General features: G+C 71.4%; 11 protein-coding genes. 8 read left to right on the top strand and 3 right to left on the bottom strand.

Annotated features, from left to right (window positions below; genetic code table 11):
• Position 1: 1 nt before the first annotated feature.
• Entirely contained in the window at positions 2-685 is a 684-nt protein-coding gene (locus J2W78_RS24285; protein WP_245517680.1) for a gluconate 2-dehydrogenase subunit 3 family protein, read from the bottom strand.
• Between the two features lie 494 nt (positions 686-1,179).
• Between J2W78_RS24285 and J2W78_RS24280 the strand changes: the two genes are divergently transcribed.
• Together J2W78_RS24280 and J2W78_RS24275 are read left to right on the top strand one after the other, a co-directional pair.
• On the top strand, positions 1,180-1,611 hold the full coding sequence (locus J2W78_RS24280; protein WP_060769334.1) for a VOC family protein: 432 nt from the start codon (positions 1,180-1,182) through the stop codon (positions 1,609-1,611).
• 171 nt (positions 1,612-1,782) lie between these two features.
• Positions 1,783-3,420: an L-dopachrome tautomerase-related protein gene (locus J2W78_RS24275; RefSeq protein ID WP_083530805.1), complete on the top strand. Its 1,638-nt coding sequence runs from the start codon at positions 1,783-1,785 to the stop codon at positions 3,418-3,420.
• Positions 3,421-3,427: 7 nt separating this feature from the next.
• Here the strand turns inward: J2W78_RS24275 and J2W78_RS24270 are convergent, their stop codons facing one another.
• Together J2W78_RS24270 and J2W78_RS24265 are read right to left on the bottom strand one after the other, a co-directional pair.
• Positions 3,428-4,309, bottom strand: a complete 882-nt coding sequence (locus J2W78_RS24270; RefSeq protein ID WP_135300050.1) for an IclR family transcriptional regulator — start codon at positions 4,307-4,309, stop codon at positions 3,428-3,430.
• A 45-nt stretch (positions 4,310-4,354) separates the two neighbouring features.
• The gene (locus J2W78_RS24265) at positions 4,355-5,125 is read right to left on the bottom strand and encodes an HpcH/HpaI aldolase family protein (protein WP_253374251.1); all 771 of its coding nucleotides are present in this window, start codon (positions 5,123-5,125) and stop codon (positions 4,355-4,357) included.
• Between the two features lie 196 nt (positions 5,126-5,321).
• Between J2W78_RS24265 and J2W78_RS24260 the strand changes: the two genes are divergently transcribed.
• The 6 genes from J2W78_RS24260 to iolE all read left to right on the top strand — a co-directional run bounded on the left by J2W78_RS24260 (position 5,322) and on the right by iolE (position 12,981).
• Positions 5,322-6,455: a M24 family metallopeptidase gene (locus J2W78_RS24260; protein ID WP_135300049.1), complete on the top strand. Its 1,134-nt coding sequence runs from the start codon at positions 5,322-5,324 to the stop codon at positions 6,453-6,455.
• A 46-nt stretch (positions 6,456-6,501) separates the two neighbouring features.
• Positions 6,502-8,376 carry a thiamine pyrophosphate-dependent enzyme gene (locus tag J2W78_RS24255; RefSeq protein WP_060769331.1) on the top strand — a complete coding sequence of 625 codons (1,875 nt, stop codon included), beginning with the start codon at positions 6,502-6,504 and terminating at the stop codon, positions 8,374-8,376.
• An 11-nt stretch (positions 8,377-8,387) separates the two neighbouring features.
• Complete coding sequence (locus J2W78_RS24250; RefSeq protein WP_135300048.1) at positions 8,388-9,596, top strand: mandelate racemase/muconate lactonizing enzyme family protein; 1,209 nt, start codon at positions 8,388-8,390, stop codon at positions 9,594-9,596.
• Positions 9,597-9,598: 2 nt separating this feature from the next.
• The gene (locus J2W78_RS24245) at positions 9,599-10,423 is read left to right on the top strand and encodes an SDR family NAD(P)-dependent oxidoreductase (protein WP_193763289.1); all 825 of its coding nucleotides are present in this window, start codon (positions 9,599-9,601) and stop codon (positions 10,421-10,423) included.
• A 115-nt stretch (positions 10,424-10,538) separates the two neighbouring features.
• Complete coding sequence (locus J2W78_RS24240; RefSeq protein WP_060769328.1) at positions 10,539-11,972, top strand: sugar porter family MFS transporter; 1,434 nt, start codon at positions 10,539-10,541, stop codon at positions 11,970-11,972.
• Complete coding sequence (iolE, locus tag J2W78_RS24235; RefSeq protein ID WP_060769327.1) at positions 11,965-12,981, top strand: myo-inosose-2 dehydratase; 1,017 nt, start codon at positions 11,965-11,967, stop codon at positions 12,979-12,981. The genes J2W78_RS24240 and iolE overlap by 8 nt, the downstream gene beginning before the upstream one ends.
• Positions 12,982-13,022 lie beyond the last annotated feature (41 nt).

The following is a 13,022-nucleotide window of genomic DNA, read 5'->3' as shown; positions in this document are numbered from 1 at the left end:
ATCAAAGGGACTTGTCGATCATGCTGACCGGAACGAAGTCGAGCTTCTTTCCCTTCAAGTCGATGACATCGCGGAAATCGTACTGTGCTCCGGGAAATCCGAGCATCCGCCAGCTGACGAGATCCTTGTTGCCGCCGTAGAGCGGGTCGGCGAGGAAGCCTTCGCGGACGTTCTGCAGGATCTGCTCGAACATCTCCTTCGCATCGACCTCGCCGAGGTCGAGCGTTCCGGCCTCCATCGCCGAGAGGACTTTGTCCTGCTCGTCCGGGGGCAGGCTCGCGTAGCCCTTGCCGTGGGCCGCGCGGCAGTGGCGATCGAGGGCGGCGAGGCCGAGCCGGTAGCGGTCGGCCGGGGCGAGAGGGGATTGGATGCCCTGCTCGGCGGTTCCCTTGACGAAGCGGCCGAGGCGGTACTGCGTCGCCGCCCGGCCGTAGGGGCCGGCGAGTTCACGATCGATGAAGCGGACGCAGCCCGCCTCCCGGCCGCCGACGCTCAGGTCGTCCGCCGGGATGATCCGGTCGGCCATGGCGCCCACGGCCTCGGCTTCCGCAGGCGTGAAGAACACGAAGCGCTCCGACCCGGAATCGGGCAGCGGCGGAACGTTCGCCTGACCGGGCTCCCAGGGCATCTCGCCGCTGAGTTCCGCAGCCTGCGCGGTGGAGGCGTTGCCGGCAAGGGCCGCCATCGAGGCGAGTATCTGCCTTCTGTTCATATTCCCCCCGGCGCCGACACTTCGATCGACATGCGCTTGGTTTTGAGATCGTGACGCGCGACTGCCTATCGGCCGGCACCGCGGTGCGGCCCCATGCGAGCGACAAGTCGGGTCGCCACACAATTCTTGCGGACATGCGTGCGTGCAGCATTGGCAGCACGCTCGATGACTATCGAAATCTCACGCCGCGCTCGAATTGCTGATCTCTCGTTGAATTAGCATATCTATAAATCAAGCTTGCGCGGCGGTCTCTTTCCGAAACGGACACGGTGTCTCTCCGCGCCGGCAGAAATCCGAGGTCGGCGCATCGCTTCCCCCTCCCGCCCGGCAAGACAGCCTGGCCCTGTCGGCGAGAGACCGGCGCGGCGCCGGGCCGTTGACGGTCGAAGCGCCCTTGCGCGCGGCCCTTGAGCGCGGCGGCCGGTCACCTGCGGGCCTCGGGTGCCGCGCCTGCGAAGAGGATAGCCATGATCCGCGTCACGCGCCTGCATCACACGGCGATCGCCGCCCACGACCTCGACGCGATGCGACGCTTCTATACCGAGGTGATCGGCCTCGACGCGCATCCGACAAAGACCAACTGGCTGCGGGCCGGGAACGGCTTCGTCGTGCACCTGATGCCGTCGCCCGACGCGCCCGCCTCGGGCCGGATCGAGCAGCACTTCGCGCTGGAGGTCGAGAGCCTGCGCGAGACCGCGGCGGCGCTGCTGCGCCAGGGCGTGACGCCGTACATGGCAAGCCTCGAATACGAGACCCACGCCGTGACCGATGCCGGCGACCCGCTCGATTTCGGGATCGGCACGCTCTTCGTGGCCGATCCGGAGGGCAACACGATCGAGTTCGTCGAGCCGGATACGGGCATCTTCGCCGAAGTCCCGCTCGAAGCGCAGGATACGTAGCGGCCCGCCGCGCTCGTCCTCATCCGGACTCTCGCCGAGGACGCAAGAGTCCCTTGCCCCCGCGGCCAGCCACTATCGATTGTGCCTCCCGTTTGCCTCCCTATGCTGCCGCCGCATTTCACCCGTCGATCCGCGCTTGCCGTGCTTGCCGCCAGCGGAGTTCTGCCCCCCATGTCGATGACCACCGCACAGGCGGCGCGTGCCGCCTCCGCGCCGACGCCTGTCCTCACGCTCGCGGCGCAGTCCCGCTGGCTGTGCAACGGCGTCGCCGCCGCCCCGGACGGCACCCTGTTCCTCGGCCTGCCGCGCTTCCCCGACCACAGAGAGACCCCCTCGCTCGTCAGGGTCGAACAGGACGGGGCGCTGTCGCCGTTCCCCGGTGGCGCGTGGAACGCGTGGAGCCAGGGCGGCGACGGGCAATCGGCCTTCGTCATGGTGAACGCCGTCCACGTCTTCAACGACGGGACGCTGTGGGTCGTCGATCAGGGGGCCGTGGGCGAGCGTGCCGTGCCGGGCGGGCAGAAGATCGTCCGCCTCGATCCGCGCACCGGGACCGTGCTCGCGGTGCTCCGCTTCGGCGACGACATCCTGCCGGCCGGCGCGACGATGAACGACCTGCGCCTGCACGACCACATGCTCTACGTCACCGATTCCGGGCTCGGCGGCATCATCGTCCACGATCTGGCGGCGAACCGGACCCTGCGCCGCCTCTCCGGCCACCCGCTTCTGCGCAAGCCCGAGGGCGCGGCGCAGAAGGGGCAGGGCGGCCGCATCCTGGCCGATGCCGACGGCCGCCGGCCCGCGGTCGCCAGCGACATGATCGAACTCGATGCCGACGGGGCCTGGCTCTACTGGGCGACGCCGACCGGGCCGGTCCGCCGGATCGCGACGGCCCTGCTCACCGACGAGAGCCTGACCGATGCCGACCTCGCGTCGGCGATCCAGACCATCGCCGAGATCCCGACCATCGGCGGCACGGCGATGGACACGCTGGGCAACCTCTACCTGTCCGACGCCGAGAACCGCCGGATCGCCGTGCTGACGCCGCAGGGGCGGATGCTGACGCTGGTGCAGGACGACCGGCTGGCCTCGCCCGACGCCATCTGCATCGACGGGCAGCGCCGCCTGCTGGTCCCCGCCTCCCAGCTCGAGAACCTCGCCTCCGGCACCGGGGGCGACGACCGCACGCGGGCGCCCTGGCAGGTCCTCGCCCTGCAACTACCGCGGGAGCTGGCCGGCATCCGCCTCGGCGACGCGGTAACCGGCCGTTCGCCGCCGCGGGGCCTGTCCAACATCCACGGCATCGAGCACGTCGCGATGACGGTGCCGGACATGGAGGCGGCGATCCGCTTCCTCGAGGAGGCGTTCGGCGCGACGGTGCTCTACCGCCACCTCAAGCTGACGGACGCGCCGCTCACGGCCGCCGATGTCGGCCGGATCAACGGCCTGCCGGAGACCGCGACCATGCGCGGCGCCTGCCAGATGCGCCTCGGCGACGGGGCCAACATCGAGCTGTTCCAGCTCACGGGGATCGCCCGCACCGAGGCGGCGGGGATCAACGATATCGGGCTCAACCACTTCAGCATGTTCGTGGACGACATCGCCCTGGCGACGGAGCGGTTCGCGGCCGCGGGCGGGACGCTGCTCGAAGGCCCCAATGACCTCGGTCTCAGCGAGACCGGGGCGGGCAACCAGCTGTGGTTCGGCCGGATGCCGTGGGGCACCTGGGTCGAGTTCATGACCTTCCGCTCGCCGCTCCGCTACGATGCCGGCGCGACCCAGGAGCGCCGATTTCCGGCCCGCGGCTGATCCGGGTTCAGGTGCCGGCCGCCGCCGGCACCGACCGGCGCGAGATCGCACCGAGGGAGGCGGTGAGGTCGCGCGCGACCTTCCGGTCTCCCGGCACCCGGCGCCGGCTCAGGTCCGCCAGCAGCGCGTCGCGCGTGGAGAGAACCTCCAGGATCAGCGCGTCATGCTCGACCTCGAACCGCGCCTCCGTGGTGGAGAGGCTGATCCCCAGGAGGTCGCCCGGACCGGGGCCGGCCTGGAGCGTGAAGGCAATGCAGCAGCGGCCCTGGACCAGTTCGGAATGCTCGACCGCGTAGCCGCGCAGGCGGACCTCGGCGAGGTTGCGCAGGAGGGCGCCGGAATCGGTGATCGTGTTCCCGGTGAAGCGCCGGAGTTCGCCCCGCCCGTAGAGGGCGCGGATCTCCCCGTCGTCGAACCGGGCGAGCAGGGCCTTGCCCATGGCGGTGGCGTGGGCGGGCAGCCGCTTACCGACCCGCGAGACCGCGAGCACGGAGTAGCGCCCCTCCTCGCGCATCACGTAGAGCACGTCCTCGCCCTCGATCGTCGCCACGCTCGCGGTCTCACCGGTCCGCTGCGCCAGGGCGCGCAGGGCGGAGCGGACGCTCTCCTCGAACGGGACGTTGCTCTGGTAGGCGCCGCCGATCTCCGCCGCGGCCGAGCCGAGACGGTAGTGCAGGCTCCCCGAAATCCCGGGCGCGGCCTCCTCGACGACGAAGCCGCGGGTGCCGAGGGTCTTGAGGGTGCGGTAGAGCAGCGAGCGCGAATAGGTCGTCCGCTCGATCAGCGCCGCCAGCGTCATCGGGCCGTCCGCCCGCGCGAGGGCGAGCAGGAGGTCGGCGGCGCAGGCGGCGGCCGGGGCGCTATACTTGAGCTTCTCGTCGGACTGCATCGGCAACTCCCCGTCGTCGAGGATCGACCTCGCCGAGACGGCGCCTCACGTCAACGCCTTGGCCGCCCGGATCGCCTGCCGCCCGCCCTGGGCGATGAAGGCGGAATCGGAGCCGATCCCGACGAAGGCGAAGCCCATCTGGACGTAGCGCGCGGCGCTGGCCGCGTCGCCCGCGAGCACGCCGGCGCCGATGCCGGCACTGCGGCAGGCGGAGACCACGCGGCGCAGGGCGGCGGCGAAGTCGGGCGCGTCGAGGGAGGGCGTGGTGCCGAGGGCTGCGGCGAGGTCGCGCGGCCCGACGAAGAGGACATCGACGCCGGGCGTGCGGGCGATGCGCTCCACGTCCGACAGGGCCGGCTGCGTCTCGATCTGCACGATCGCCACCACGGCGTCGTTGGCACGGCCGAGATAGTCGGGATCGAGGCCGAAGGCGGCGGCGGAGTGGTAGGTCGCGACGCCGCGGTCGCCCTGCGGCGGGTAGCGCAGGTGGCTGACGAATGCCGCCGCCTCCTCGGCGCTGTCGAGCCGGGGCGCCATCACCGCCTCGACGCCGAGGTCGAGCACGCGGCCGCAGCGGATGCGCGTCGGCGTCTCGACGCGCACCGCCGTGCCGACGCCGTGGCGTTTGGCGACGGCGATCTGGCCGATCAGGTCGCGCTCGTTGCCCGCCCCGTGTTCGAGGTCGAACAGCAGCCAGTCGAAGCCCGCCAGCGCGCAGACCTCCGCCGCGACCGTCGAACCGAGGCCGACGAAGGTGCCGTAGGTCGTGCCCGATCGGACCAGTTCCCCGAACGGCATCGGCTTGGTGCCCACCATCTTCCGCGTCTCCATTAATTCATATCTGAACTGCGTGTTTTCGATATGAAGCACCCTGACATCGAGAATGCAATATCGATCCGCCAACGAATCAGGGGTTGTACTGTTGATCCGGTTGTTTTAGCAGTCTTACTCAGAAACGCTAGTTCAAATATGAACAGCCAGTCACTCCGTCGAACGGAGTGCGGGAGGAGACATGACACCGGAGCATCTGTGCGAACGGGACGTTGAGGCCGTCGTCGCGACGACGCCCGAGAGCGTGTTTCTGCTCTCGGGCCATCTCACGTGGCTGGGCGAGCGGATGCGCGGCTGGATGGGCGGCCCCGCGGGCGACGCCGCCTTCCAGGCCGGATACGCCGTCCTCACCCGGGACGGTCGCGTCGGGCTGGCGGCGCGTGCGGTCACCCGGATGGCGGCCGAGGCGGCGGCGCCGGACAGCCTCGTGCTGTACGGCCGGGCCTGCCCGGCCGCCGACGCCGACGCCGCGCTGTCCCTGTTGCTGGCCGAGATGGGCCTCGCCGGCCGCACCATCGGTGTGGAATGGGACGGGGCCGGCCGCGGCCTCGCCCGAAGCCTGGAGCCGGTGGCGACCCGGGACGCCTCGCTCTGGCTGCGCAGCCTGCGCGCGGTGAAGACCGAAGCGGCGCTCCGGACGATGCGGGAGGCCGCGACCGCCACCGAGGCGGCGATGGAAGCCGTCTTCGCCGCCTGGACCGCCGACGCCGATCCGCGGGCGCTGCGGACCGTGTTCCGCGTCGCCCTGGCGGAGCGGGACTGCGACTTCGACCACCTGGTCTTCGGAGCGCCCGGCGGCGGCGTGTGCGACGCCGCGAGGCCGCCGGAACCCGTCACGGCCCTCTTCTTCGATGCCGGTGCCCGCTGTGGCCGCTACTACTCGGATACCGGCACGACGCTGACGCGGGCCGGCTTCACGGCCGCCGACCGCGAGCGTCACGCCGGCGCGCTCGCCGCGCTGGCGGCGGCCGAGCGCGCCCTGCGGCCGGGCCGGCCCGCTTCCTCGGCCTGGGCGGCGATGCAGGACGAGGCGCGGCGGATCCCGGGCCTCGTCGCGCAGGGGCACGGCCTCGGCCTCGGCATCCGCGAATGGCCGCTGCTCGGGCCGCCGAGCGACGCCGTGCTGAGCGACGGCCTCGGCACCTACCCGGTCGATGCCGTGCTCGCCCCCGGCATGGTGGTGAACCTCGAAGCCGGCGGGCACTTCGCCGACGGCACCTCCGTGCAGGTCGAGAAGAGCTTCGTCGTCGGCGCCGACGCCGCCGTCCCGCTGGCCGCGCAGCCGCGCGACGCCCCGATCCGCCTCCCGGCCTGATCCCCCATCCGAACCGATCCCCACCCAGAGGAAAGGCAATCCGCCCATGACCCGACAGAAGACCATCCGGCTGACGACCGCCCAGGCGATCCTGCGCTACTTCGCGGCCCAGCACACCCGGCGCGACGGACGCGAACGGCCGCTCATCGGCGGCGTGTTCGGCATCTTCGGCCACGGCAACGCCAGCGGCTTCGGCCACGCCCTCGCGACCGGCGCGGGCGGGCTGACCTACCATCAGGGCAAGAGCGAGCAGGCGATGGTCCATGCGGCGATCGGCTATGCCCGCGCCCACAACCTCGCCTCGACCCTGGCGGTGACGGCCTCGATCGGGCCGGCCGCCACCAACCTCGTCACCGGCGCCGGCACCGCCACGCTCAACCGCGTGCCCGTGCTGCTCCTGCCGGGCGACGTCTTCGCCAGCCGCCGTCAGGGCCCGATCCTGCAGGGGCTGGAGATGGCGGGCAGCTACGACATGACCGTCAACGACACCCTGCGCCCGGTCAGCCGCTTCTTCGACCGGATCACGCGGCCCGAGCAGATCATCCATTCCCTGCCGCACGCCACCGCCGCGCTGCTCGACCACGGCCAGGCCGGCGCCGTGACCGTGGCGGTCTGCCAGGATGTCGAGGGCGAGGCGTTCGACTTCCCCCTGGCGTTGTTCGAGCGGCGCGTCCACGACCTCGAGCGGCTCGCGCCCTCCGAGACCGCCCTGGCGGCCGCCGCCGAACGGGTGCGGGCCGCGCGCAAGCCCCTCATCATCGCGGGCGGCGGCGTCCGCTATTCCGAGGCGGAGGCGAGCCTCGCCGCCCTGTCCGACGCCTGCGGCATCCCGGTGGTCGAGAGCTTCGCCGGCCGCGGCGCCGGCCGGGAGGCGCGCCTCAACGCGGGCGGCGTCGGCTTCATCGGATCGCCGGCCGCCAACGAACTCGCGACCGAGGCCGACCTCGTGCTCGCCGTCGGCACCCGCCTGTCGGACACGCTCACCGGCTCGCACACGCTGTTCCAGAACCCCGATGTGAACTTCGTGACGCTGAACCTCGCCGAGCGCGACCTGCGCAAGATGGGCGCACTGGCGCTGCGGGCCGATGCAAGGGCCGGGCTCGACGGGCTCGCGGCGGCCCTGGAGGGCCATACCGCCCCGGCCGAATGGCGCGACCGCGCCGACCGGGCGATCCTGCGCCATGTCGCGCGGGTCGGCGAGATCGTCGGGACCGAGAATCCCCGCATGACCGGCTACGAGGCGGTCGCCGAGATCAAGGACGCCGCCCGCCGCGAAGACCGCGTGGTGTTCTCCTCCTCGACGGCGATCGGGCAGGCCCACACCATCTGGGACAGCCGCAGCGATGCCCCGGTCGACATGGAATACGGCTTCAGCTGCATGGGCTACGAGATCCCGGCCGCCCTCGGCGCGGCGATGGCCGGCACGGTGAAGGGCCGCATCCTCGCGCTCATCGGCGACGGCACCTTCCTGATGGGCAACACCACCGAGATCGTCACGGCGATCCAGGAGGGCCTCGCCTTCACGATCGTGGTGGTGGTCAACCGGGGCTGGCAGTGCATCCGCGGCCACCAGCTCGGCTCCTACGGCGAGGAGTTCGGCACGCAGTTCCGCCGCCGCGAGGGGGACGCCCGCAACCTGACCGGCGAGACGCTCGCGATCGACTACGTCGCCAACGCCCGCTCGCTGGGCGCCGACGGCCTCGACGTGCACAGCCGCGCCGAGTTGCGGGACGCCCTGGAGCAGGCACGCCGCTCCGACCGGCCCTTCCTGATCGCGGCGCATGTCGAGGACGCACCGCTGCCGATCGAGAACGGCGCGTGGTGGGAGTTCGGCATTCCGCAGGCGGATGCGCCCGAGGGCCTGCGCGAGACCCGCGCAGCCTTCGAGGCGGCCGCCGCGAAGCACCGGTGGTTCGTCTGAGGGAGGGGATCATGAAGGGTACGACGATCACGCGCGTCTCGACGCTGCGCAGCGCCCTGCAGCCGAACCTGCTGTGGGTGGAGATCGAGGATGCCGACGGCGTCGTCGGCCTCGGCGAGACCTTCTCGCTGGCCGAGACCGTGGAATCCTACATCCACGAGGGCGCGGCCGACTACCTGCTCGGCAAGGATGCGGGCGACATCGCCGGACACTGGACGACGCTGTTCCGCCAGCGCGGCCGCTCCGGCATCGGCGCCGAGACCCGGGGTGCGGCCGCCATCGACATCGCCCTGTGGGACCTGCTCGGCCACCGCACGGGCCTGCCGCTGTGGCAGCTCCTCGGCGGCCGCTCGCGGGAGCGGATCCGCGTCTACAACACCTGCGGCGGCCCGAACTACGTGCGGGCCGCGGCGGTGGCCGGGCGGCAATATACCGGCGACTTCGTGCGCGACCCCTACGACGACCTCTGGGGCTTCATGAACGAGCCCGAGCGGCTCGCCGAGAGCCTGCTCGCCGAGGGTGTGCGCCACATGAAGATCTGGCCGCTCGACGACATCTCGGTGGTGAACCAGGGGCTGCACATCTCCGCGTCGGAGCTGCGCACGGCGCTCGCGCCCCTCGCCCGCATCCACAAGGCCTTCGAGGGCGAGATGGAGGTCGCCCTCGAGATGCACGCACGCTGGACCGTGCCGGTGGCGAGCAAGATCGCCCGGGCCGCCGAGCAGTACCAGCCGATGTGGATCGAGGACCCGGTCAAGCTCGACAACCTGCGCGCCATCGACGAGGTCTGCCGCGCGACGACGATCCCGGTCCTCGTCGGCGAGACCCAGGGCTCGCGCTACCCCTACCGCGAGATCCTCGAACGCACGGGGGTCGGCATCATCATGTCCGACCCGTGCTGGACCGGCGGCGTCACCGAGCTGCGGCGCATCGCCGACCTCGCGGCCACCTACCAGCGCGCGTTCACGCCCCACGACTGCACCGGCCCGATCGGGCTCGCCGCCGGCGCGCACGTCGCCCTGCACGCCGAGACCGCGATCTTCCAGGAATTCGTCCGCGCCTTCTATCACGGCTGGTACCGCGAGGTGAGCGAGGGCCTGCCGCTGATCGAGAACGGCTGGCTCACCGCGGCCGACCGGCCCGGCCACGGCGTCACGATCCCCGAAGAGGTCCGCAAGCGCCCCGAATGGTCGGCGCGCACGAGCCGGAAGGGAGCCTGACCATGGCGAGCCCCACTCCTGCGAGCGGCCTGCGCGAGGGCCTGAGCTACGCGCCGCCGCACCGCCCGTCGGACCGGCTCGCGGGCGAGACGGCCGTGATCACCGGCGCCGGCAGCGGCGTCGGGGCGGAGACGGCCCGCATCCTCCACGCCGAGGGTGCCCACGTCGTCCTGAACGGCCTCACCGCCGGCCGCCTCGAAGCGCTCGCCGCCGAACTCGGCCCCCGCACCACCGTCCTGCCCGGGGACGTCACCGACCTCGCCTACCTGGAGCGCCTCGCCGAGGAGGCGCAGGCCGTCGGCGGGGGCCGCGTCGGCGTCCTCGTCAACAATGCCGGCGCCACGATCCGCGGCTCCCTGGCGGAGACCACCCCCGACAACTTCATGTCGACGGTGGAACTCAACCTGAACGGGGCGGTGCAGCTCACCCGCCTCCTGGCGCCGGCCATGTGCGAGGCGCGGCAGGGATCGATCGTCAACATGGCGTCGATCACCTCGCTGAAGGGGTTGGGCGGTGCCGTCGCCTACACCGCCTCCAAGGCGGGCATGACGGGGGTCACGCGGGCGCTGGCCGTGGAGCTGGCCCCGTTCAACGTCCGCGTCAACGCGGTCTGTCCCGGCGTGATCGATACGCCGATGACCTGGGAGCACGCCGAGGCGCAGCCCGATCCGGCCGCCCACTACGCGATGCTCCGGGCCCGCCAGCCGATGAACCGGCTCGCCTCCGCCCGCGACTGCGCCCTGGCGGTGCTGTTCCTGGCGAGCCCGGACTCGGCCTTCATCACCGGAGCCGCGCTCCCGGTGGATGGCGGGCGCCACGCTGCCTGAGGACGCCGCCTGAGAACGCGGCCTCCGGCCACCGCCCGAGGCCGCCGACCTCGGGCCGCCGACCTCGGGCCGCGACGACAAGCCGACAAAAACCACACCGGGGAGGAACGAGCACATGTCCCATGGAACCATGGCGCCGGACACGGTCGCCCTCGATCTGCCGGAACTCGGCAAGGGTCGTCACACCGCCCGCCTCAGCCTGATCGGCGTGATCGCCACCTTCGGCGGGTTGCTGTTCGGCTACGACACCGGCGTGCTGAACGGGGCGTTGTCCTACATCGCCGACTATTTCGGCCTGTCGCCGCTCCAAGAGGGGTTCGTCACCTTCAGCCTGCTGATCGGCGCGACCCTCGGCGCCCTGGCCGGCGGGCGGATCTCGGACCGGATCGGGCGGCGGGTCACCATCACAGGCCTCGGCGCCCTGTTCTTCGTCGGCGCGCTCGGCTGCGTCCTGGCGCCGACCTACGACATCCTCATCGTCTTCCGCGTCGTGCTCGGCCTCGCGGTCGGCGGCGCGTCGGTCACGGTGCCGGTCTACCTCTCCGAGGTCGCCCCGGCGGAGCAGCGCGGCAGCATGATCGGCCGCAACGACATCATGATCGTGTCCGGCCAGTTCCTGGCCTTCCTGTTCAACGCCGTCATCGGCAACGTGCTGGGCGGCAACGAGCACGTCTGGCGCATCATGCTCGCCGTCGCGCTCCTGCCCGCCGTCGTCCTGTTCCTCGGGATGCGCCGGATGCCCGAGAGCCCGCGCTGGCTGATGGCGCAGGGCCGCTCCCCCGAAGCCCTGGACGTGCTGCGCACGATCCGCTCCGAGGCCCGCGCCCAGGCCGAGATGGAAGAGGTGCGCGTCCTCGCGCGGCTCGACGCGGTCAAGCGCTCGACCAGCTGGCGCGACCTCGTGGCGGAGCCCTGGCTGGTGCGCCTGCTCTTCGTCGGCATGGGGCTGGCCGCGCTCGCGCAGCTCACCGGCATCAACTCGGTGATGTATTACGGGACGCAAGTCCTTGAGCAGGCCGGCTTCACCCGGAACACGGCCCTGATCTTCAACGTGCTGAACGGCCTGATCAGCATCGTGGCGATGCTCGTCGGCGTGATGGTGGTCAACCGCGTCGGACGCCGCTCGATGCTGATCCTCGGCTTCGGCTGCGCGACGGCGCTGCACGTCTTCATCGGCGTGATCGGCATCGTCGTGCCGCTCGACAACCCGGCCCGGCCCTACCTCCTGACCGTCGGCATGTTCGGCTTCCTCGCGATCGTGCAGGGGACCATCCAGCTCGTGAGCTGGATCATGATGTCGGAGATCTTCCCGCTGCGGGTGCGCGGGCTGATGATCGGCGCGAGCGTCGCGGTTCTGTGGCTCACCAACGCGCTGATCTCGCTCGCCTTCCTGCCCGTCGTGCAGACCCTCGACTTCGCGACCTTCTTCCTGTTCGGCGGCTGCTGCCTGTTCGGGGTGGTCTTCACGGCGCGCTGGCTGCCGGAGACGCGGGATCGGAGCCTGGAATCGATCGAGGCGGAGCTGTCCGCGGGAGGCGCCCGTGTCTGAGCGTATCCGCTTCGGGGTCAGCCCCATCGCCTGGATCAACGACGACCTGCCCGAACTCGGGGCCGGGACACCGCTGGAGCGGATGTTCCACGAGGCCGCCGCGATCGGCTACGACGGGATCGAACTGGGCGGCGCCTTCCCCCGCGAGCCCGCGGCACTCTCGGCCCTCCTGGCTCCGTCCGGGCTGGCCCTGGCCGCGGGCTGGTACGCCAGCAGCCTGCTCACCGTCGATGCCGAGGCGGAGATCGAGGCGCTCCAGCCGCATCTTCGGCTGCTGAGGGCGATGGGATGCGACGTCTTCATCGCCGCCGAATGCTCCACCTCCATCCACGGCCTGCGCCGCGTGCCCCTGGCCCACCGGCCGGTGCTGGACTGGGCGGGCTGGCGCCGCTTCGGCCGGGAGCTGACGCACCTGTCCGAGTACCTGGCCCGCGAGGGCTTCCGGCTGGCCTACCACCACCATCTCGGCACCGCGGTCCAGAGCGTGACCGACCTGAGCGCGATGCTCGCCCACACCCCGAGCCATGTCGGCCTCGTGCTCGATACCGGCCACGCGGTGTTGGGCGGGATCGATCCGGTCGCGCTGATCCGCGAACATCCGGAACGGATCGCCCATGTCCACTGCAAGGATGTGCGCCCACCGGCCTTCGCCGCCGTCGAGGCCGCGGGAGGCAGCTTCCTCGACGGCGTCCTGGCGGGGATGTTCACGGTGCCGGGGGACGGCAGCCTCGCCTTCGGCCCTGTGCTCCGCGCACTCGCCGACATCAAGTATCGCGGCTGGCTGATCGTCGAGGCGGAGCAGGATCCCCAGATCGCCGATCCGCGCATCTACGGTCGGATCGGGCTGGAGACCGTGCGTCGGGAGGCGATCGGTGCGGGCCTGACGACATGGACGGGGTCGCTCGCCCGCGCAGCGGTCGGAGCGCCTTCGCCCCGCAACGCCCCATCGCAATCGCCCGCAGCGACGCTGTTCCCGCTCGCGGAGCTGGCCCTGTCCGGGCTCGCATAGAGCGCATTTCGACGAAGTGGAAGCCGGTTCGCCGAAAGAAT

The organism is Methylorubrum extorquens (assembly GCF_024169925.1).
GTDB lineage: Bacteria > Pseudomonadota > Alphaproteobacteria > Rhizobiales > Beijerinckiaceae > Methylobacterium > Methylobacterium extorquens_A.
The sequence above is the reverse complement of the archived record's forward strand: the minus strand, read 5'-3'. Positions and strand labels throughout refer to the sequence as shown.